Annotated in this window: 20 protein-coding genes and 1 pseudogene; 15 read left to right on the top strand and 6 right to left on the bottom strand. The window is 49.3% G+C overall.

Annotation, left to right across the window (positions count from 1 at the left end):
- Window positions 1–8 precede the first annotated feature (8 nt).
- Window positions 9–1,553 (top strand): trehalose-6-phosphate synthase, encoded by a 1,545-nt coding sequence (locus HUN05_04475; protein ID WDP84494.1) that lies wholly within the window; start codon window positions 9–11, stop codon window positions 1,551–1,553.
- On the opposite strand, the gene HUN05_04470 is transcribed toward HUN05_04475, so the two are convergent.
- From HUN05_04470 to HUN05_04460, 3 genes are all read right to left on the bottom strand, one after another.
- Entirely contained in the window at window positions 1,534–2,241 is a 708-nt protein-coding gene (locus HUN05_04470) for a FadR family transcriptional regulator (protein WDP84493.1), read from the bottom strand. The two genes, HUN05_04475 and HUN05_04470, sit on opposite strands and share 20 nt — an antisense overlap.
- A 78-nt stretch (window positions 2,242–2,319) precedes the next feature.
- Window positions 2,320–3,630 carry a (Fe-S)-binding protein gene (locus HUN05_04465; GenBank protein WDP84492.1) on the bottom strand — a complete coding sequence of 437 codons (1,311 nt, stop codon included), beginning with the start codon at window positions 3,628–3,630 and terminating at the stop codon, window positions 2,320–2,322.
- A gap of 47 nt (window positions 3,631–3,677) precedes the next feature.
- A complete protein-coding gene (locus tag HUN05_04460) occupies window positions 3,678–5,066 on the bottom strand; it encodes an FAD-binding protein (protein ID WDP84491.1) in 1,389 nt (462 codons plus the stop codon).
- Between the two features lie 402 nt (window positions 5,067–5,468).
- Between HUN05_04460 and dctP the strand changes: the two genes are divergently transcribed.
- The 12 genes and pseudogenes from dctP to HUN05_04400 all read left to right on the top strand — a co-directional run bounded on the left by dctP (window position 5,469) and on the right by HUN05_04400 (window position 16,148).
- Complete coding sequence (dctP, locus tag HUN05_04455) at window positions 5,469–6,620, top strand: TRAP transporter substrate-binding protein DctP (protein ID WDP84490.1); 1,152 nt, start codon at window positions 5,469–5,471, stop codon at window positions 6,618–6,620.
- A 167-nt stretch (window positions 6,621–6,787) separates the two neighbouring features.
- Complete coding sequence (locus HUN05_04450) at window positions 6,788–7,282, top strand: TRAP transporter small permease subunit (GenBank protein ID WDP84489.1); 495 nt, start codon at window positions 6,788–6,790, stop codon at window positions 7,280–7,282.
- Between the two features lie 11 nt (window positions 7,283–7,293).
- Window positions 7,294–8,637 (top strand): TRAP transporter large permease subunit, encoded by a 1,344-nt coding sequence (locus tag HUN05_04445; protein WDP84488.1) that lies wholly within the window; start codon window positions 7,294–7,296, stop codon window positions 8,635–8,637.
- An 83-nt stretch (window positions 8,638–8,720) separates the two neighbouring features.
- Window positions 8,721–9,320, top strand: a complete 600-nt coding sequence (locus HUN05_04440) for a lactate utilization protein (GenBank protein WDP84487.1) — start codon at window positions 8,721–8,723, stop codon at window positions 9,318–9,320.
- A 2-nt stretch (window positions 9,321–9,322) separates the two neighbouring features.
- Window positions 9,323–11,482, top strand: a pseudogene (locus HUN05_04435) (LUD domain-containing protein).
- A gap of 345 nt (window positions 11,483–11,827) precedes the next feature.
- Window positions 11,828–12,613: an amino acid ABC transporter substrate-binding protein gene (locus HUN05_04430; protein WDP84486.1), complete on the top strand. Its 786-nt coding sequence runs from the start codon at window positions 11,828–11,830 to the stop codon at window positions 12,611–12,613.
- Entirely contained in the window at window positions 12,607–13,635 is a 1,029-nt protein-coding gene (locus tag HUN05_04425; GenBank protein WDP84485.1) for an amino acid ABC transporter permease, read from the top strand. Before HUN05_04430 ends, HUN05_04425 begins: the two co-directional genes overlap by 7 nt.
- Window positions 13,622–14,398 (top strand): amino acid ABC transporter ATP-binding protein, encoded by a 777-nt coding sequence (locus HUN05_04420; protein ID WDP84484.1) that lies wholly within the window; start codon window positions 13,622–13,624, stop codon window positions 14,396–14,398. The genes HUN05_04425 and HUN05_04420 overlap by 14 nt, the downstream gene beginning before the upstream one ends.
- Window positions 14,399–14,462: 64 nt before the next feature.
- Window positions 14,463–14,768, top strand: coding sequence for a response regulator (locus HUN05_04415; protein ID WDP84483.1), 306 nt, complete (start codon window positions 14,463–14,465; stop codon window positions 14,766–14,768).
- Between the two features lie 2 nt (window positions 14,769–14,770).
- Window positions 14,771–14,965: a hypothetical protein gene (locus tag HUN05_04410; GenBank protein ID WDP84482.1), complete on the top strand. Its 195-nt coding sequence runs from the start codon at window positions 14,771–14,773 to the stop codon at window positions 14,963–14,965.
- A 90-nt stretch (window positions 14,966–15,055) separates the two neighbouring features.
- Window positions 15,056–15,427 (top strand): hypothetical protein, encoded by a 372-nt coding sequence (locus HUN05_04405; protein WDP84481.1) that lies wholly within the window; start codon window positions 15,056–15,058, stop codon window positions 15,425–15,427.
- Window positions 15,387–16,148, top strand: a complete 762-nt coding sequence (locus HUN05_04400; protein ID WDP84480.1) for a HAMP domain-containing histidine kinase — start codon at window positions 15,387–15,389, stop codon at window positions 16,146–16,148. The genes HUN05_04405 and HUN05_04400 overlap by 41 nt, the downstream gene beginning before the upstream one ends.
- A gap of 7 nt (window positions 16,149–16,155) precedes the next feature.
- Here the strand turns inward: HUN05_04400 and HUN05_04395 are convergent, their stop codons facing one another.
- Complete coding sequence (locus tag HUN05_04395; protein ID WDP87923.1) at window positions 16,156–17,325, bottom strand: IS4 family transposase; 1,170 nt, start codon at window positions 17,323–17,325, stop codon at window positions 16,156–16,158.
- A 101-nt stretch (window positions 17,326–17,426) separates the two neighbouring features.
- Between HUN05_04395 and HUN05_04390 the strand changes: the two genes are divergently transcribed.
- Together HUN05_04390 and HUN05_04385 are read left to right on the top strand one after the other, a co-directional pair.
- The gene (locus tag HUN05_04390; protein ID WDP84479.1) at window positions 17,427–17,642 is read left to right on the top strand and encodes a sensor histidine kinase; all 216 of its coding nucleotides are present in this window, start codon (window positions 17,427–17,429) and stop codon (window positions 17,640–17,642) included.
- Window positions 17,643–17,909: 267 nt separating this feature from the next.
- Complete coding sequence (locus HUN05_04385) at window positions 17,910–18,431, top strand: 3D domain-containing protein (protein WDP84478.1); 522 nt, start codon at window positions 17,910–17,912, stop codon at window positions 18,429–18,431.
- Here HUN05_04385 and HUN05_04380 read toward each other — a convergent pair whose 3' ends face one another.
- Window positions 18,432–19,268, bottom strand: a complete 837-nt coding sequence (locus HUN05_04380; GenBank protein ID WDP84477.1) for a hypothetical protein — start codon at window positions 19,266–19,268, stop codon at window positions 18,432–18,434.
- Window positions 19,265–20,512 (bottom strand): cache domain-containing protein, encoded by a 1,248-nt coding sequence (locus HUN05_04375; protein WDP84476.1) that lies wholly within the window; start codon window positions 20,510–20,512, stop codon window positions 19,265–19,267. The genes HUN05_04380 and HUN05_04375 overlap by 4 nt, the downstream gene beginning before the upstream one ends.
- Window positions 20,513–20,622 lie beyond the last annotated feature (110 nt).

Here is a 20,622-nt window from a genome sequence, read left to right as displayed (position 1 = left end):
GGTGCACCATGCTCGAATATTATTCTGAAAAAAGCCGTATCATCATCGTGTCCAACCGGCTTCCCCTGGTCATTCGAAAGGATGAGCATGGGAAAATTATTTTTGAAAAAGGCGCGGGCGGGCTGGTCACGGCAATGGCTCCGGTGCTTGAACAAAAACAAGGGACCTGGGTGGGATGGCCTGGGTATACCCTGGAAAAAGGTGCCAAAGACCATGCGGTTACGGCCCTTGAATCAAACTCCGCCGGATATGACATAAGGCCTGTCCCCCTGGATGCCAGCGAGATTAAAAATTACTATGAGGGCTTTTCCAACTCTGTTTTATGGCCGCTTTTCCACGGATTTACAGGGCCCTGCCTGTTCCGGCCTGAATACTGGGATGCCTACCGGCAGGTGAATGAAAAATTTGCCCAAATCGTTTCGGATAATATCCAGGACAATGATTTGATCTGGGTCCATGATTATCAGCTGCTGCTTTTAGGTCAGCTGCTGGGCAAAACCGTTAAAAAAAACCGGATCGGCTTTTTTCTTCACATTCCCTTTCCGTCGGTGGAAATTTTTTCCAGGTGCCCCTGGCGGTATGAACTCCTGTCAGCCATGCTTGAATACGATCTTGTGGGCTTTCACACCATCCAGCATAAACGCAATTTCATCGGGTGCATCAATAAATTGATCCAGGAGGTCAATATAGACGCCAGGGCCGCCTTTGACCAGACCATTACCGAGTTTAAAATCAAGAATCGGGTCAAACGTATCGGTGTGTTTCCCATCAGCATTGACTATGATGAATTCTTATTTGCCGCCAGGGATAAACGGGTGAAGCAGCGGTCCGTGGCCATCCGGAACAATGCCCCTGATGCCAAAATTATTCTCGGGGTTGACCGCCTGGATTATACCAAGGGAATTCCTGAAAAGCTGAGGGCCTTTAAACGGTTTTTAACCCGGTTTCCCGAGTTTCATAAAAAAGCCTGCTTTATTCAGGTGGTGGTGCCCAGCCGGAGGGGGATTTTAGCCTATAAAGATCTGAAACTTGAGATCGAGCAATTGGTGGGAGAGATCAACGGGGTGTTCAATACCCATGACTGGCTGCCCATCCGGTACATGTTCAGGTCATTGGACCGGAAGGAGCTTGTTGCCTTGTACCGCGCCAGTGACATTGCCTTTGTCACCCCGTTAAAGGACGGGATGAATCTGGTTGCCAAGGAGTATTGTACCTGCAATGTCGATGAAACCGGTGTCTTGATTTTAAGTGAGTTTGCAGGGGCTGCCCAGCAGTTTTATACGGATGCCCTTCTGGTCAATCCCCATGATACCGACAAAACCGCAGATGCCATACTCAGGGCCTTTGAGATGTCTGACCGGGAAAAAGCCGCTCGTATGCACAACCTGAGAGAAGATGTCAGAACCCGGGATGTGATGTGGTGGCTGAATTCCTTTGTTACGGCTGCCGTGAGAAAAGAGTTAAAAGGATTTTCTGAGCCGGATGAATATTTTCCCCGCAAGCCGGAAAATAGGGGGGGGGACCGGGAGCGGGTTAATGCCCGGAATGTTTAAAATATTCCATGACAAAGCGGATGTGCTCTTCCATGGCCGCCCGGGCCTGGGAAGAACTCCGGGCCTTGATGGCCGTCAATATATTTTTGTGCTGGTTGAAAATGATTTGGGTATTGTCCGGTTCTTTGTAGAGGCTGGCCAGATTTTCACCAATATTATGGGAAAGGTAATCGTAGAAGTTGCGCATGATCAGGATATGCAAAGGGTTTTTTGCCGCATAGGCAATGGCCATGTGAAATCCTGTGTCTGCCTCTGTGCCCAGCCGTCCTGAATTGACCTCGGTCTCCATTTCCCCAATGCTCTGGTCCAGGGCCGTAATATCGGTTTCATCGGCCCTTTGGGCTGCCAGAAATGCGGCATTGCACTCAAGTCCCATGCGGACCTCCAGCAGGTCGTTCAAAGAGGCCTCCTGGGTTTCCATGGCTTTGACAAGGGGGTTTTGGGTGTCGTCAATGGATTTAACAAAGGTGCCCTGGCCCTGTTTCTGGACAATCAGCCCCATGGCGGCCAGTCGCTGAATGGCATCCCGGATCGTGGTCCGGCTGACATCCATGGCTTGGGCCAGGTCCCGTTCGGGCATGAGCTTTTCTCCGGGTTTGAGGGTGCCCCGGTAAATCAGCTCCCTGACCTGGTCAAAGACCTGGTCTGAAATCCGTTTGGGTTTTATGGGTTTTATGGGCAAAGGCATTGGTCTTTTATAATTTTTCCGGTGCAAGTTTGGCATTTAACTTTAAAATTGACAGTATTAAACATTCAATTATCGATATCAAGGTTTTTTCTTGTTCAGCGCCTGGGAGTAGAGTTCAATGGGATGACAGACCCTGACCTCGGCCTTGTGTTTTGCCAGCATGTCCGAGATTTGCATCATGCAGGCAGGGCAGCCTGTGGCAAGGGTGGTGCAGTTCGTATCAACGATATTCTCCTGTTTGAGCTTGCCGATGGCAGCTGAAAGATCATAGTGGTATACATTAAAGCTGCCTCCCATGCCGCAGCATTTATCCGATCCGTTCATCTCCACAAGGGTGTGGCCTGCTGCCTTGATCAGCGTTCTGGGCTGGGATGCCACGCCCAGGGATTTTTTCAGATGGCAGGGATCATGATAGGTAACGACCTCTCCGGTGGGGTTCAAATGGGGTTTTGAGAAAACATCAGGCGCCACCCGGTCCACGAGAAACTGGGTGATGTCCATGGTTTTGGCGGCCAGGTCGTCCAGTCTTTTTTTGATCCCTGAATCCGGATTTTTGTATATCGCGGGCCATAATTTTTTAATGGTGGATGTGCAGGTGGCACAGGCCGTGACCAAGATATTAAAATTTTCTTTTTCAAACAGGGCAAGATGGTGGTCCACAAGCCGTGTAAAGGTATCCCTGTCCCCCGAGGCCAGAGCTGGAATTCCGCAGCATCCCTGGCCGGACGGGATGGTAATCCCCACCCCATGGTGATCGAGAACCTGAATCACGGACCGGGCAATGTTGGGAAAGACCTTGTCAATGAGGCAGCCGGTAAATAGGGCTGCCCTGATCTGTTTTTCCTTTGTTTTCAGACCCTGGTTCGGGAGTTCTTTGTGAAAGGGGGTGTCAGCCAGGGGCAGAAAATGCCGATGGGCCAGAAGGGGGGATACCAGCCGGGCACAGGAGGTCCCCTGGGCATTGGCGTCTGATTTGGTAAACAGTCCCTGGAATTTACCTGCCCATTCCACCAGGGTGTCAAACCTGCCCGGGTGGGCCAGCATTTTTTTGAATATCAGTTTTTTGGCCGGGGACAGCCCCCTGTACTCGGTTAAAATGGCCCGGGCCTTGATGAAAATTTCCAGGACATTCACCCCTGAGGGGCAGTTTGCAGCGCAGGACCCGCAGAGAAGACACTGATTCAGGCGCTGGTCTACCCCGTCGGGATCGGAAAAAACATTTTCCATAAGCCCTGTGAGCAGGGCCAGCTTTCCCCTTGCCACATCCGCTTCTTTGCGGGTTTGTTCAAACAGGGGGCAGACCGACTGACACATACCGCACCTGATACAGGTCACCAATTGTTCTTCAAGTTCTTTAACTGAATTTGCCAGTTCACTCATATTTGCCATAATATTTATACCTAAATCTGAGAAGATTATTTTTTTATGCCACGTTTTTAATCTGACACACCCGTGATTTTTCCCGGGTTGAGTATGTTGTTCGGGTCCAGGGCAGATCTTAGTTTTCTGGAAAAAAGAATGGAAGAGTATCCAGATTCTTTTTCCAGGAACGGGGCCTTGGCAATGCCTGTGCCGTGCTCCCCGGACAGGGTGCCCCCAAGGGCCAGGGCGTTATCGAAAATTTCTTCAATGGCGGCTTCCACCCTTGAAAATTCCTCTGTATTCCGCTTGTCCGTAAGAATGGTGGGGTGAAGGTTCCCATCCCCTGCATGGCCGAATGTGCCGATATCAATTTTGTACTTGGATGCAATCGTTTGGAGAGATCTTACCATCTCCGGGATTTTACTTCGGGGCACGGTGGCGTCCTCGAGCACCAGGGTGGGTTTGAGTTTGGCCAAGGCTGACAGTGCAGACCGTCTGGCCGCCCAGATTTTATCACGCTGGGCATCGGTCCGGGCCACATCAATACTTTTGGCTCCCTGTTTTTTACACAGGATTTCCACTTTTTCCCCTTCTTCTTCAACCACGGCCGGGTGACCGTCCACTTCAATGAGGAGCAGGGCAGCCGCATCCACGGGAAGGCCTGCCCTGGAAAAATCTTCAACCGCCCGGATGGTAAAATTGTCCAGGATTTCAAGGGTGGCCGGAACGATCCTGGCCGCAATGATGGCCGCCACGGTTTCAGATGCCTTTTCAATGGTGTCATAAACCGCCACCATTGATTTTCTGGCCCTGGGCAGGGGGATGAGTTTTAAAACGATTTCATTCAGCACCCCGAGCGTGCCTTCTGAACCCACCATCAGCCCTGTTAAATTATACCCGGTTGCACACTTCACCGTTCTTGATCCTGTTTTCACATAGTTGCCCTGGGCATCAAAGAATTTTAACCCCATGACATAATCTTTGGTTACCCCGTATTTAAGCCCCCGCAGTCCGCCTGCATTTTCCGCCACATTTCCCCCCAAGGTGGACACGGCCTGGGAGCCGGGGTCCGGAGGGTAGAAAAGTCCTTTTGCCTCCACCGCCGCTGCAAGGTCTGCCGTGACCACCCCGGGCTGGACCACAGCATACATATCTGTTTCATTGATGTCTATGATCTTGTTCAGCCGTCCTGTGAGCATGACAATGCCGGATCGTTCCGGAATGGTGCCCCCGGATAGATTGGTCCCGGATCCCCGGACCGTTAAGGGGATCTTATTTTCATGGCAGACAAGAACAATTTGGCCGATTTCTTCTGTGTTGGCCGGTATGACAACGGCTCCGGGCATCTGGGCATCAAGAACCGTTGCATCATAGGAATAGGTGAGCATGTCCTCTTTTTCTGTCATAACATTTTGCGGGCCAAGCACTTCTCTTAATTTGTTGATGATGGGTTGACTGATCATGTTTTTGTCCTTTTTAATATTGGTATTACCAATTGCAAAACCAATGGGGTCTATTGTTTTTCGGTACAACCTATCATGGTCTTACCTTTCCTGGCTGGGTACAGTACTGACCATTAAAACCAATTGAAATTATAGGATAAACTTTTATATATCAAAAGCCGTACAAAAAAACAAACCGAATATTATTTTTTTCTTGACAAATAATATTCCAGGCTTTTAATATTGGTCATACCAAAGTGATTGATTGTATTTTTTTTTGTTTTCTGAAAATTGGTTTGCTGGAATTCTTTGGCAAGGATCCGGGAAAGGAGGCTGCAGGGTTAGACGCGCAACAGGTTTATAAAGATGGATACACCATAATTTAACGGTTTACCTTGAGGCAATTTTAAGATGGAGGAAAAGATGAAAAAAGGATTGACGATTCTGGCAGCCTGCCTGATGGCATTTGTTTTTATCTGCGGCAATGCCCATGCCGGCAAACGTGAGAAATTCGGAGAAGACCCCCGCCATAAATCAGCAAAACGGGTAAGCTTTAAGACCTCTGATGAAAAGATCCGATGGAAAATGGTCATGCCCTGGTCCAAGGGACTGCTCTTTTACGATATCGCCGTCCATTTTGCCGACTCTGTCCGCCTGGCATCTGCCGGCCGCCTGGATATCAAGCCCTTTTCCGCCGGAGAACTGGTTCCGGCCAACCAGACCTTTGATTCCGTGTCCATGGGGTCTGCCCAGCTGGCCCACGGCTCTCCTTTGTACTGGAAGGGAAAAAACGAGGCCTTTGTCGCCTATGGTTCAGTCCCCTTTGGCCTGGATGCAGAAGGGTATAATATCTGGCTTTATGAACGGGGCGGTCTTGAGATGCTTCAAGAACTCTATGCCCAGCATGGCCTCTATGCACTGCCCGCAGGGCAGACCGGCCAGGAAATGGGCTTGTTTTCCAATAAAAAAGCCGTGAAAATGGAAGATTTCAAAGGCATGCGCATCAGGACCCCGGGCTGGTACATGGATATCATGAACACCCTGGGTGCATCGGTCTCTCCCCTTCCCGGAGGCGAGGTCTACCTGGCCCTTGAGCGGGGCGTTATTGATGCGGCGGAATATTCCACCCCTGCCATTAATTATCCCATGGGGTTTGATGAGATTACCAAATACGCCATCCAGCCGGGGGTTCATCAGCCCGCCTTTCAATGTGATGTGATTTTCAACCAAAAAGCCTGGAACGCGCTTCCCCAGGATCTTAAATGGATTGTCCAGATTTGTGCCAAGGAAACCCAGCTTTGGAGCTACAACTGGATCAACGGCCTGAATGCAAAAGCCATCCGTCTGTTCAAGGAAAAGGTAGAGTTTGTCACCATGGACAAGGCCACCCGGATTGAGTTTAGAAAAATTACCAAACAATACCTGGATTCGGTCAAGGCCAAATATCCTGACGTGAAAAAGGCCCTGGATTCACAGGAGGCCTTTATCAAGGATTACGCAGACTGGAGAGAGGCAAGGGGCGGGGTCGCCCCCTGGCCCTATGAGACCTATGTGGGCGGAAAAACCCACGAATAACAGGCAGTTTGCCCAGGCAGGCCTGGAGTTCAGGCCCGCCTGGCTTTAACGGCCTGCACGGCCCGGCAGCCTTTAACATAAACCATCCCGGTATAACACAGGCTGCCGGGCCGCCATTTAAATTTTGACTAACTTAAAGAATTAAATTTCCGATAAAGGACATACCCATGTTGGAAACCCTGTCAAACCGCTTGGAACGCATGATCAAAAAAGAGGGAGACCTCACCTCCCTGCTCATCTATCCCCTGCTCATTGTGGTGGTATATGAGGTGTTTATGCGTTATGCGTTTAACGCCCCCACCACCTGGGGATTTGAGGCTACTACCTTTTTATACGGTCTTCATTACATGTTCGGGCTGGCCTATACCGATGCATATGACGGCCATGTCAAGGTTGATATTTTTACGGCACTTGCCCCTGAAAAGATCCAGATTTTTTTGAGGATTTTGACCAACCTGGTTTTTTTCATGCCGGTCTTTTTGTGCATGACCTTCTGGTCGGTCAAGTATGCATATGTCTCCTTTTCCGGCCTAGAAGTGAATCCCACCTCCTGGGCCCCGCCCATCTGGCCCCTGAAGATCCTCATGGCCCTTTGCTTTGCCCTTCTGCTCATCCAGGGCATCGCGAATTTGTTTAAAGATATCAATGCGTTTAAAAATTAAGGAAATTTTCCATGAGTCTTGAATTCATGACTGTGGCCATGTTTGCCACCCTTATCCTGGCCATTATTTTTGGCCACCCTCTGGCCTATACCCTGGTAGCAGTGGCCACCCTGTTCGGCCTTATCGATAATGGATTTTCCCTTCCCATGCTCTTTGACATGTTTGTCAACAATGCCTGGGGACTGATGAATAATTATACCCTGGTGGCGATTCCTCTGTTTATTCTCATGGCACAGTTGCTGGACCGGTCCAAGGTCTCGGATGCGTTGTTTGAATCTTTGTACGTGGTGCTGGGAGGGATTAAAGGCGGACTCGGCCTGGCTGTTGTGGTGGTCTGCACGGTATTTGCCGCCACCACCGGGATTATCGGGGCATCGGTTGTGGCCATGGGGCTTCTGGCAACCCCTGCCCTGATCAACAAAGGATACCAAAAAGAGCTGACCGCGGGTATCATCTGTGCATCGGGCACCCTGGGAATCCTGATTCCCCCCTCGATCATGATGGTGGTTTACGGCGGGCTCACCGGTATGAAGGAAACCTCGGTGGGAAATCTTTTTGCCGGTGCGATTTTGCCGGGTCTGGTCCTGGCAGGGCTTTATTTTACCTATATTTTTATCCGGTGCAACTTCAACCCAACCCTGGGTCCTCCCATTTCAAAGCAGGAGGCTGCAGTCTATACCCCTGCCCAGAAATGGTCCATGACCCTTAAATCTTTAGTGCCGCCTCTGGCATTGATTCTGGCGGTTATGGGCACTATCCTGGCAGGGGTGGCAACGCCCACGGAAGCGGCCGGGCTCGGTGCGTTGGGCTCCATTATTCTGGCGTTCTGCAATAAAAAACTGACCCTTACCGTGCTCAAGGAATCTGCCTATGCCACCCTCAGGACCACCGCCATGGTCATGATGCTTTTTATCGGCGGAAAATTTTTTTCCACGGTATTTTTGAGCATGGGCGGGGGGGATGTGGTGGCGGACCTGCTCATCGGATCGGGCATGAACCGCTGGTTTATCCTGGCCGTGATGATGGCCATTGTTTTTCTCATGGGTATGTTCATTGACTGGGCTGCCATTCTTTTGGTTACCGTGCCCATTTTCATGCCCATTGCCATGGAGCTTGGGTTTAATCCCCTCTGGTTTTCCATACTCATGTGTGTGAATCTTCAAACCTCTTTTCTGACCCCGCCCTTTGGGTATGCCCTGTTTTATTTCAAAGGGGTGGCCCCTGAAGGCTATACCATGATGCATATTTATAAGGGAATTCTTCCCTTTGTTTTTCTCCAGGTGGTCAGTATCGGGCTGCTCTGCCTTTTCCCCGGTCTTGTGACCTGGCTGCCCGCCATATTTTTCGGGTCATAGGAAAAAAAATATGATAAATTAGGTCCCAATTAAACACTCTTGTCCGAAAGGGTCTTTGCCCTTTCGGACGCAGAACAGGGCAGATGAAAATGAGGGACCTGATCAAACTTTTTAAAGAAAATGCCGGCCAGGTCGGGACCTGTGTCTATCAGGCGGATTGCCTTGATCAAGGATTTGAAAAAGCTGTGGAGATCTGTCTGGCCAAACCCCTGCTAGTCCCTCTCATGGATATACCGGGTGATCTGGATCCCGGAACCACTAAAATTTTGGCTGCACCCAACCTGGATGAGCCCAGCTTTCATCTTCTGGAAACAAAATGCCGCGCTCACCCTGGCATTGTTCTGATCAAAGAGGGCCTTGGTAACTATCCTTGGGGCATTGATATGGGGATTACCCTCATGGATTTTGGTATTGCCAGCACCGGCACCCTGGTCTTGAACTCCAATAAAGAAGAGACACGGCTTTCCACCATGCTTCCTGAAGTCCACCTGGCCATTCTCCACACTTCAAAAATCCGGTCCACCGCCCTTGAAATGGCCGGAGAACTCAATGAATTGGTAAGCGGTTCAGGTTCCTATACCGCCTTTATCACCGGGGCCAGCAGGACAGCCGATATCGAACGGGTGCTTGCCGTTGGGGTTCATGGGCCTTTGGAACGTCACATTATTCTGGTGGAAGATTAGCCATGCACAAAAAAGAAAAGATGAACACCTACAAGGCCCGCCTGGATAACGCACTTTCAAATACCTTTCTCCGCCAGGCCATGGATGCTTTTGCCCTTGGCTATAAATCGTCCCGAAAAAAAGCCTTTGCCGGCATGGATAAAGAGCAGATGATCTGTGATGTGGCTGAAATCAAGGCCCATGCCCTGGCCGAAAATACTCAATTGCTGGAGACATTTTCTGCCAAGGCCAGGGCGCTGGGTATTCATGTTCATCCGGCTGCCACAGGACGAGAGGCCAATCAATTAATTGCACAGATTGCAAAAGATACCGGGTCCCGCCATATTGTTAAATCCAAATCCATGACCGCAGAAGAGATTCAACTCAATCCCTGGCTGGAAAGCCAGGGGCTTGAGGTCACGGAAACCGATCTTGGGGAATGGATCGTCCAGCTGAGAAAAGAGGGGCCGTCTCACATGGTTCTGCCGGCCATCCATTTGTCAAAACTTCAGGTGGCAGATCTTTTTTCCAAGGTCACTGGAAAAGAACAAGCACCTCAGATCCAGGATCTGGTCAAGGTGGCCAGAAAAGAGCTCAGACAAAAATTTGTTAAAGCAGACATGGGCATTACCGGGGCCAATTATCTGATTGCAGAAACAGGATCTGTCGGCTTTGTCACCAACGAGGGCAATGCCCGCCTGGTGACGACCCTGCCCCGGGTTCACGTGGTTCTGGCCGGGATAGAAAAGGTGCTGCCCACCCTTTATGAGGCCCTGGCTGTTAACCAGGTGTTGCCCCGGAATGCCACGGGCCAGGCCATTACCTCCTATGTCACCTGGATCACAGGGCCTTTGGAATCCAGGAGCGGTGACCGGAACGCCCCTTAGATGCACCTCATTTTCCTTGACAACGGCAGAACCCGGATTGCCCGGGATCCTGTGTTTGCTCCCATCCTTCAATGCGTGCGCTGCGGGGCCTGTGCCAATGTCTGTCCGGTTTACCGCATGGTGGGCGGACACGGCCTGGGCCATATTTATATCGGGGCCATGGGCCTTGTGACCACCTATTTTTTCCACGGCCGTGAAAATGCCAGAAACCTGGTTAAAAACTGCATCAACTGCGGGGCATGCCGGCAGGTCTGTGCAGCGGGCATTGATTTGCCCGCCCTGATCAAGGCGGTCCATGCAAGGATTCAGGATGAAGAGGGCCATCCCCTTAAAAGTTTGGTTCTGGCCAGGGTATTGAAAAACAGAACCCTTTTTCATTCCCTGCTGCGGACCGCCAGCCTGGCCCAGGCCCCTTGGACGACAAAAGAAAAAACAGGTGATTATCTGCGCCATTTGCCCATGGTTTTTTCTTCTGACCATAATTTCAGGCGGCTTCCGGCCATTGCAAAAGTCCCCTTCCGGGACCGGTTTGATGCACTTAACACACCGGTGGACCGGCCTGTTTGTAAAATCGCCCTGTTTTCAGGCTGTGTCCAGGATTTTGTATATCCTGAACAATTGGAGGCTGCCATGAAAGGGTTTGAACAGGCCGGGGTAAAGGTGATCTTTCCCATGGACCAGACCTGCTGCGGCCTGCCTGCCGTGAGCATGGGAGAGGTGGCAGCGGCCCGGGATGTGGCCATTCAAAACTGGGACGCTTTTCCGGAGGAAGAGGTGGATTATATTGTCACCCTCTGCGCTTCCTGCGCCTCCCATCTCAAGCACGGGGTGTTAAAATTATTCAAGGAAGATCTTTTGGACAGGGCCAAGGCATTTTCAAAAAAAGTTCTTTCCTACAGCCAGCTTCTGGTTCGTGTCCCGCACCTTTTGCCCCAAACCTGCCCGGGCAAAAAGATCGCCTTTCATTCCCCCTGTCATCTCTGCCGGGGCCTTGGGGAGAGACGCGCTCCACGGCAGGTGATTGAAGGTTCCGGCAATATTTATCTGCCCACCCAAGAAGAAGAGACCTGCTGCGGGTTCGGGGGCAGTTTTTCCCTTGATTTTCCCGGTGTGTCCAATGAAATCATGACCCGGAAGCTCGAGGATGTGGCCGCCGGCAATGCCGAGATTCTGGCCACGGAATGCCCGGGCTGTGTGATGCAGCTCCGGGGAGGGGCCATGAAACAGGGCCGGCAGATCAAGGTGCGCCATTTGTCTGAAATCCTCTATCCCGAGTCATCCCCGGGGCGGCATTAAAAAAAAGATTTTTAAAAAATATTGCCCCACCCGGCTGTGCCGGTGTTGCCGAGGGCCAATTAACCCCGCTGGTTTTGTAAACCAGGGTGTTGCTTTTTATTTTATATCCTCCTCTCTTTGGCATAATCCTTTATTCTATTCTTAAAATTTTATCATGATTTTATATACAAAGGCAGATCTCACTTTGGTCTCACAAAGCGCAAAAAAAGCAGAAAGATCTTTAACCGGCCCTGAAAATTTGCCTGTTGGTCAAGAGAGGATTTTATAAATGTCCATAATTTACTTGAAATTATAAAGATTTTCCGATATTCGAAGTGGGTTTTTTAATTTACTTTGGAGATAAAAATGAAAAAGATTTTAGTTTTATTGGCCTGCCTGTTTGCCCTGTCCTCGGTTTGTTATGCAGGGGATGGTTCCCTTGACCGCATAAAAGAGAGCAAAAAACTGGTGATCGGTCTGGATGACTCTTTCCCGCCCATGGGATATCGGGTTGCCGACGGCACCTTGGTGGGATTTGATGTGGATGCAGCCCAGGAAGTGGGCAAGCGCTTAGGTCTTGAAATTGTCTGGAAACCCACGGCCTGGTCCGGAGTGGTTCACTCCCTGAACTCAAAGATGTTTGACTGCATCTGGAACGGGATGACCATTACTCCGGAACGCCAGGAAAAGGTGGCCTTTACCAAACCCTATATCATGGACGGACAGATTGCCGTGGTCAGGTTTGCTGAAAAGCGTTTCAAAACCCATAAAGACCTGGGCAATACCATTATCGGCGCACAGAAGGATTCTTCAGCCATCAAGGCCATTGGGAAAATGGAGAATCAACCCAAAGAGGTCAAGGAATACGCAGACAATCCCAAGGCCCTTCTGGACCTTGAAGCAGGCCGTACAGACGCCGTGGTCATTGACAATGTGGCCGGCCGCCATGCCATTTCCAAACGGATCGGCAAGTTTAAAGCCCTTCCCGGAAATATCAGCAAAGAACCCTTCGGCATTGCCTTTCGCAAGGCCGACGCAGATCTGCTGAACGCGGTTCAAAAGACCATTGATGAGATGATCGCAGACGGCACCATGGCCAAAATTTCAAAAAAATGGTTTGCCGAGGATATTACCAATCCTGAAAAATGGTAAACCGAATCTACATGATGAAACGCCGGGCAGCCGGGATACTATTCATTCTGGTCTGCCTGGCCTTTTTTCCGGCCACGGCGCCTGCACAAGAGCCGGATCCCATCTTTGTAACGGCCAACAACCTGATCGCGGCAGGAGAATACCAGACAGCCATTGATCTTGTGATGACCGTGCCTGAGCCCGGACCCGGGCTCAGCGGCGCTGATTTTTCCCGCTCCCGGATGCTGGCCGCCTCCCTTTTTCATGCCCTTGAAGATATTCCAAGGGCCAGGGCCGCATGTGAACAGGTGCTGGCGGTTTTTCCCGATCATGTTGAGGCAAAAAACTTTTTGTCCTCCCTGGCCCAAGAACAACTCCCGTTTTACCAGGCCTTTTACAGAGATTGTAAACGGTTTCTGCCCGCCCTGCTCAAAGGGGCGGTCATGACCCTTTGTCTGACCCTTTGCACCATGATGGTCTCTCCTTTGGGCGGACTTTTTATAGCCCTTGGGCGGATTTCCTCCTTTTCTCCCCTGGCCGGTCTTTGCTGGTTCATTATCTGGTTTTTCAGGGGCACCCCTTTGCTGCTTCAGCTTTTTTTCATTTATTACGGCCTGCCTTCCCTGGGCATTACCCTCTCTCCTGTGACTGCAGCTGTTATCGGCCTGAGCCTTAATTATTCTGCCTACCTTGCCGAGATTATCAGGGCCGGGATCCAGAGTATCGGCCAGGGACAGATGGAAGCGGCCAAGGCCCTGGGCATGAACTATGCTCAGGCCATGAGGCGGATCATTGTTCCCCAGACCTATAAGCGGATTCTGCCGCCCGTGGGCAATGAATTTATTGCCCTGATAAAGGATACCGCCCTGGTCTCCACCATTGCCATGGTGGAACTCATGAGGTCGGCGGACCAGATTTTCAATACCTATTTTAATGTCAATGTGCTCATCATTGCCGCCATGATTTATCTTGGGTTTACAACCGTGTTTACCCTGGTGTTTGAACGCGTCGAGCGAAAGGTCGGGGCCTATGAAAACAGATGATGCCTGCATCTTCAAACTTGAAAATATGACCAAGCGGTTTGGCCAGACCCTGGCCGTGGACAATGTCAGCCTTTGTGTTCAAAAAGGAGAGAAAATTGTCATTGTAGGGCCTTCGGGTTCGGGCAAATCCACCCTGCTCAGGGCAATTAATATCCTGGAAGAGATTGATGAGGGCCGGATTATTTTCAAGGGCAAGCCATCAGGATATGTGGAAAAAAAGGGAAAACAGGTTCTGGATCATCCCCAGAAGGTCTGTGCCCTGCGCGCGAAAATCGGGATGGTGTTTCAGAATTTTAATCTTTTCCCCCATATGACGGTTCTGGAAAATGTCATGGAAGGTCCCCTTACCGTTTTAAAGGAGAAAAAGAAAGCCGCCGGTAAAACAGCCCATGCCATGCTTGAAAAAGTAGGGCTTCTGGACAAGTCTGATGTCTTTCCGGCTACCCTGTCCGGGGGGCAGCAGCAGCGGGTGGCCATTGCCCGGGCCCTTGCCATGAAACCGGATATCATGCTCTTTGACGAACCCACATCAGCCCTTGATCCCGAACTTGTGGGCGAGGTGTTCAACACCATTAAAACCCTGGCCCAGGAAGGGATGACAATGATTATTGTCACCCATCAGATGGGCTTTGCCAGGGAAGTGGCCGACCAGGTCATTTTTATGGAAAAAGGGGCCTTTGTGGCCCAGGCACCCCCAGATCGTTTTTTTGGCGATTGTCTCAAAAATGAGAGAATCTCAGATTTTATCCGGAATGTGCTTTAAATCACTCTTGTTTTGTCCAGCCTTTTTTCTTTACCAGCGATACCCTTTTTAAATCCCCATTTCCATGGCCCTGGCCTGTGTTTTCATCATTGGCGGGCATCACCTGGCCCTGACCCAGGCGTATGACGTGATCGTTCTGGATCTCATGCTTCCGGGAATGGACGGGATCACCCTGTGTAAAAAATTGCGCAGGCAGGCGGATAAACAGGTGCCGGTCATCATGCTCACGGCCAGGGACACACTGGACGACAAGCTTGTGGGGTTTGATTCAAGCGCTGACGACTATCTGGTAAAACCCTTTGCCTTAAAAGAGCTGGAGGCCAGGATAAGGGCATTGGCCAAACGAAAGTCCAGGGAGAAAAGATCCTGAGGATGGCGGGTCTGACCCTGGATCTGGGCACCTTTGAGGTGGTCCGCCAAGGCCGGAAAATGGATCTGAACAATGCCTGTTTTTATATTTTAAAACTTCTCATGGAGGCCAGTCCCAACCCGGTTTCCAGAAAAGAGATGGAGACAGCCCTGTGGGGAGATCTGCCCCCGGGGTCGGATGTGCTCAGGAGCCATTGAGTATAATCTTTGAAAAAAAGTGGATAAACCCTTTGACTGCGTCCAGATATAGACAGTCCACGGGCTGGGGTTCAAGCTGAAGGAACCGGCATGACATTTTACCAGAGTATCCGGTTCCGTATTGTTGCGGCCATTTTATTGTTCGGAAAGGTCCTGGTTCTCATCAACGGGGTCATCACCTTCATGCTTATGGGAAAAACCCTGGACCGTCTGGTCATAAATCTTCTGGGAACGGAAATTGATTATTTCCTCTACCAGTTTGAACAAGACCGGACCGCCCCTTTACCCCATTCAAAATATAGCAACGCCTTTAAAGGGATTGACCAGGTGCCTGAACCTTTTCAGGACTCCTTTCAGTGGCTTGAACCCGGAGTTCACATCCTGCATCCACGGGGAAAAAAAGCACCCCGTCCATGTGGGTGTGATTCAACTTCCCGATACAGGGGCGTTCTATTATTTTAGATTCCACGGGCGGGCATTTTTTCAGGAAAATGAATTCTTAAAATCCAGGCAGATCCTTTTGATTTCCCTGGCCCTGCTTTTGATTTCGGGCGCCATTATCGGGGGCATCACCTCCAAAGTGATGTTTCAGCCCGTGAAATCCTTGATGGATAAAATTCAGGGGTTGAATCCGGAAAATATTCCGGACCATTGGACAGAAAAAAAACAATCCAATGAAATCGGGATGCTCACCGCCACCATTGAGTCGGGCATGAACCGGATCCGGGAGTTTGTCCAAAGGGAGAAACCGTTTACCCGGGATGCCAGCCATGAGTTGAGAACCTCTTTGACCGTAGTCAAAGGGGCAGTTGAGATCATGGAAACCCAGCCGGAAGTTTTGACCAATCCCCTGCTTAAAAAACCCTTGAACAGAATTTCTATGTCTGTGAAGGAGATGGAAACCACGGTTGAAACCTTTTTATGGCTGGCCCGGGAGGAAACAGATGTCAATGAGTCCTGTGAGGTCAGGCCTGCCGTGGAAAAAGCCTTTGCCAATACCAGACACCTTATTGAAAAGAAAGATCTGGTGGTGAATCTGGATTTTCGTGATAATCCTGTTCTTGGGGTGAGAGAAGAAATTTTGTATATTGCGGTGACCAATCTTTTGCGCAATGCGTTTTTGTATACCTCCAAAGGATCTGTGATCATCATATCTGAAAAAAATTGTATTACCATTCAGTGATGTCCGGTTAGGTTTTTGCTTGCTCAATAATTTTTTGATCTTTGACAATATTGTCCCTGTTTGAACTATGAGAGCCCTGCTCCTCGCAGCCAAACAGGTCATTTAGAATGGCGGTTCGCAGCTGCCGAACTCTTTTGATCGTGACCTTTTCATTAAACTGTTTTTGGCAATGGATTGTCAGTAACAGGTAAGTGATAAGGCCGCCAAGAATCTGAACCATAAGGCCGTATTCACTGCGGGCAATGAGATGATATACCTTCAGATGTTCTTTCCACCATTTGAAAAAATCCTCAATGGTCCACCGGAGTTTATAAATTGTTGCTATTTGTTCCGCTGTTAAATCATGCCTGTCAGTTGCCACATAGTATTTGACGCCAGCAATTTTATAGCCAACAACCCGAACAGGCCTTTTCGTCTGGTTTTGATTCGGAGTACCAAGTTTAACCAGTGCATCATAAAAAATGTAGCTGTCGGAAGGGGTCTCGTGGTTATCAATAATTGTTCTTGTTGTCCTGGTTTTTATACGGCAGACAAAATGTTTGCCTTGCTCCTGAAGCAGGTCAAATTCTTTATGGGATTGATATCCACGATCCATAACACCTGTTTGCCCCTTGGAAAGTATTTTGGGAACAAAAGTGCGTTCAGCGCCGTTGCCTTCAGTCAAAAAGATTTTGTTTGGGATTCCGTGATTAATGTCAAATCCGCAATGTACTTTGGCTTTTTTACTTCCTTTTCTGTAGTTCGCCCAGTGCATTGAAAGGACTGCATTTATGAGACTACCGTCAATGGAAACCAACTCTCCTAACTCGGCGTGTTCACCCGGATGACACTCAAGAGCCTGTTTATAAAGATCCTCAAAGATAAATTGCAGTTGTTCGAGTCCCCTGTGATTGATGGCTTCACAGAAACTACTACGGCTGATACCACCGTCTGGCGCAATATTTTCTTTAGCAAAAACATTCTCCTTGAGATCCTGAATTAAATGTCGGGCAGACTTGTGCTCCTGAAGATGGAAATAAACCAAAGCATTTATCTGGTCTTCGAATGTCATTTTTAAAGGGCGGTCTCCTCGAGATTGTAATTCCGGTGCTTTTGAAAGTGACTTTATCAGAGAGCACCTGAAATTGTCAAAGTTCAGGGACCGTAGTTGTTTTTTAGGGACTGAGATGTGCGTCATTTGAGCTCCTTGAGTTAAATTTTCAAGGCGCACAAAAATTTTTACGCACATTTGTCAACACAAAACAGACTGTTTTTTCAATGATTTTAGATGCTTTTTATATGCAACAACCTAACCGGACACTACTGATTACCATTGAAGATACGGGCATGGGAATTGAGCCGGAAAGACTTGCCCTTGTGACCCGCTCCCATATCAAAGGGGAAAAACGCCAGGGATTCGGGCTGGGCTTGAGTATTGTATCCCGTCTATGCACCCGGTTTGGCTGGCGCTTAAGATCGACTCCCGTCCGGGTAAGGGCTCCTGCGTCAGGATAGACTGGAACAATAGTTCAGGGCAACCCAAGTCTTAAATAGGTTCGGCTCCGCCCTGGGAACCTGACCCTATTGCGGCCGCAAGGATATGACGAGTTGGGTGTATAAGCCATACTCCCCAGGGAGGATTTTTGGAGGCAACGAAACAAGGCTGCTGTATGGTGAATCCGGGTGCAATAAAAAGGGGCTTGACTCGGGCTGCAAAGTATTTCTATTATTCTTTTTTTTAAAAAAGGAGGAAACATCCCATCGGAAAAAAAGAGATTCAATTTGATCCTGGCAACCCAAAAATGGATTTTTTCGGTCACGATGACGGTCATTGGCCTGGCGGTTTTCAGTGCATTCATGGATCATGGTGCAGAATCCTGCGTCCCTGTTGTCCAGAAAAATTGCCCCGTCCTTTATCCTTTGCCCCAGAAACCCCCATCGTTTAAACCGGTTGATTCAGATGAAATTTTTCCTTTGCTGACCTATGTTGAGGCCAGGGCAAAAAGACGGGTGACCGCCTATAATGAAGGAGATGCGGGACAATGCGATGATGACCCCTGCATCAGCGCCAATGGTGAAAATATTTGCCTGGCCCTGGAAAACGGACTCAAGCGCTGTGCCGCTAATTTTGTACCTTTAGGTACCCGAATCTGGGTCCAGGGATTTGGCGAATGCCTGGTAACGGACCGGATGAATCAAAGATTTCAGCATCGGGTTGATATTGCCATGCCCCTTGGGGAAAAAGAAAAAGCCCTTGAATTCGGGATGAAACATCTTGAGGTCAAGGTCTTGTCCCAGATGTGATCACTCCGGGTTTTCTTGTCCCACCTGTGTGAGCACCGGTGCCTTGAGGGTGATTTTGCTGCCCCGGTCTGCAAAGTGTTTTAACAGGATCGATCCTCCGAGCCGTTCCATCCGTTCTGAGAAATTTTGATGCCCGGCCTTGTCACCGGGGGCTGTGGTGGCCTGTTTAAGTCCTAACCGGAGCCCCCGGGTCTGGACCCGGATGCACAAAAAATCTTCATGTCCGTATAGTTCCAGTTCATCATCTGGCGCATCTGCATATTCCAGGATATTGGTGATGATGGTTTTAATGGCCCTGTAAAAGGTCAGCTTCACCGCCCTGTTCAAGGGGACAGGCCCGCCGATGCGGTTTGTGAAATCAAAACCGGTGCCGTTTTTTTCATTGATCTCTTCCACTAAAAATTCAATGGCAACATCAATATCAAAATCATCCAGAATGGGCGGTGCCAGTTCGTAGATAATGGTTCTGATCTCTTTGACCGAATGTTCAAGAAAGGTTTTAACCTGAATCAGGTCGTCATGGCGGCCGATGTCGCAGCCGTTGATATGGGTTTTTATTTTTGAAACCCCCATGGCCAGGGTTTGGGCAACGGTGCCGTGAAGCTTTGAGGCAATGGATTTTCGTTCTGACTCTTCAAAGTAGACCAGGTATTCGTTGAGTTGTTTTAGCTGCAGGGTCTGTTTTGCAAGATCGGCCATAAAGGCTTTTTCCTGGGTTTCAAAATGCCCCAGCTGTTCGGCCATGATATCCAGGGACCTGGACAGATTTCCGATTTCGTCTGTTCTGGTCAGCCGTGATCTTGCCCCATATTTTTTTTCCGTAATTTTTTGGGTCATGGCGGTGAGTTTTTAATGGGCCGAATAAAGGTCTCCAGCAAGATGTAGATGCAGAAAAAGGCTAAAATCAGGGTCAGCTCGGCAAAGATCAAAAAATTTTCAGACACCAGGGAAAGGGTTTTGCCCAGGGCAAACCGGGTTTTAACAACAGATTCAAGAATGGTTTTTTCACTGACAACCTCTACAAGCATGTGTTCTTTGCCCACAAAAGGGGCGGTCATCATTAAATAGGCGGTTTTTCCGGTATCAACTCTGAAAAACCGGCCCTCTTTTTGTTGAATGGCCCGGGCGATTTTTTTAAATCCGGGAATGGATGAATCAGCCAGGGCGGGGCCGGGCAGTTTTTCGGGATTTTGAACGGGCAGTCCTAGCAGGGCGGTATATTGGCGGGGTAAAGCGATCACCCGGCCTTTAAGGTCCAGGATAAAGGAAAATCGTTCTGGGCTGCTGGCAGGATTTAGCTCGCTGGAGATTCTGTCCATGGGCAGATCTATTCCGGCACCCCCCCTTAAAACCCCTTTTTTATCAAAAAAGGGGGCAACAGCATTGATCTGGGGTTTGTTCTGAATGATACCCAGGTAAGGCTCGGTCATCCTGGCGATCCTATCCTCTGTTTTTCCTGTTTTAAAAATACCGATATATTTTTCATCCCTCAGGTCGGCTTTACAGGGTATGGGCAGGTTAAAGTATTTTGCGCGTGCTGCAGGGTCATGGGTGTAGTATTTCCCGATCCCGGACAGGGTGGTGATATGGACCGGGGTCAGATCTCCGGTTAAGGCGCTGGCTGTCTCCATCAAAGAGTCCAGGGAGGAGAGACGGTGAAGTTCTTTTAGGATGTCTGGATCCATGGTTTTTCCACCCCAGTATGCTGTCTGGCAAACCATGGATTCGGGGGTGTAAAAAATATGATTTTTCTGATTTAAAGCCAGGTTAGAAAATTGAAAAGACAGGTTTTCTGAGAATGCTGGCTGGTTGTATATCTCTTGGGCTTTTTTGGCCAAAAAGGCGATACACGCCTGGTAGCGCAAGGCTTTTTCATTGAATTTTTTAACCTTTTCCCGGGTGATTTCCATGAGAAAGATCTTGGAGATGTCTCTGATTTGACGGGTGTTTGCCTTGTCTGCAAAATTACCCAGGTCTTTTAGGGCCTGGTTTGTCAAAAAAAACAAGGGGATCATGACAATGGTCAGTGCAATCACGGAAAAGAGAAAGAGTTTATTGGCAATAGAGAGTTTAATTTTCAAATTTACCGGCTCCGAGGCATTGAAAATAGATAAAAGTTCAGCCTCTCTATACCAGGTTTGCTTAGCAAATTAAACCCTTTAAATGTACAGGGCTCACGCATGTAAATATT

This window comes from Desulfobacter sp. (assembly GCA_028768545.1).
GTDB lineage: Bacteria > Desulfobacterota > Desulfobacteria > Desulfobacterales > Desulfobacteraceae > Desulfobacter.
This window is presented reverse-complemented; position numbering and strand designations above follow the sequence as displayed.

Coding starts and splice junctions, on each gene's coding strand:
- HUN05_04470 (WDP84493.1), bottom strand. CDS start 2,241: ATGCCTTTGCCCATAAAACCCATAAAACCCAAACGGATTTCAGACCAG.
- HUN05_04405 (WDP84481.1), top strand. CDS start 15,056: ATGACATTTTACCAGAGTATCCGGTTCCGTATTGTTGCGGCCATTTTA.
- dctP (WDP84490.1), top strand. CDS start 5,469: ATGAAAAAAGGATTGACGATTCTGGCAGCCTGCCTGATGGCATTTGTT.
- HUN05_04380 (WDP84477.1), bottom strand. CDS start 19,268: ATGACCCAAAAAATTACGGAAAAAAAATATGGGGCAAGATCACGGCTG.
- HUN05_04390 (WDP84479.1), top strand. CDS start 17,427: ATGCAACAACCTAACCGGACACTACTGATTACCATTGAAGATACGGGC.
- HUN05_04410 (WDP84482.1), top strand. CDS start 14,771: ATGGCGGGTCTGACCCTGGATCTGGGCACCTTTGAGGTGGTCCGCCAA.
- HUN05_04425 (WDP84485.1), top strand. CDS start 12,607: ATGGTAAACCGAATCTACATGATGAAACGCCGGGCAGCCGGGATACTA.
- HUN05_04420 (WDP84484.1), top strand. CDS start 13,622: ATGAAAACAGATGATGCCTGCATCTTCAAACTTGAAAATATGACCAAG.
- HUN05_04395 (WDP87923.1), bottom strand. CDS start 17,325: ATGACGCACATCTCAGTCCCTAAAAAACAACTACGGTCCCTGAACTTT.
- HUN05_04445 (WDP84488.1), top strand. CDS start 7,294: ATGAGTCTTGAATTCATGACTGTGGCCATGTTTGCCACCCTTATCCTG.
- HUN05_04450 (WDP84489.1), top strand. CDS start 6,788: ATGTTGGAAACCCTGTCAAACCGCTTGGAACGCATGATCAAAAAAGAG.
- HUN05_04475 (WDP84494.1), top strand. CDS start 9: ATGCTCGAATATTATTCTGAAAAAAGCCGTATCATCATCGTGTCCAAC.
- HUN05_04430 (WDP84486.1), top strand. CDS start 11,828: ATGAAAAAGATTTTAGTTTTATTGGCCTGCCTGTTTGCCCTGTCCTCG.
- HUN05_04415 (WDP84483.1), top strand. CDS start 14,463: ATGGCCCTGGCCTGTGTTTTCATCATTGGCGGGCATCACCTGGCCCTG.
- HUN05_04440 (WDP84487.1), top strand. CDS start 8,721: ATGAAAATGAGGGACCTGATCAAACTTTTTAAAGAAAATGCCGGCCAG.
- HUN05_04465 (WDP84492.1), bottom strand. CDS start 3,630: ATGGCAAATATGAGTGAACTGGCAAATTCAGTTAAAGAACTTGAAGAA.
- HUN05_04460 (WDP84491.1), bottom strand. CDS start 5,066: ATGATCAGTCAACCCATCATCAACAAATTAAGAGAAGTGCTTGGCCCG.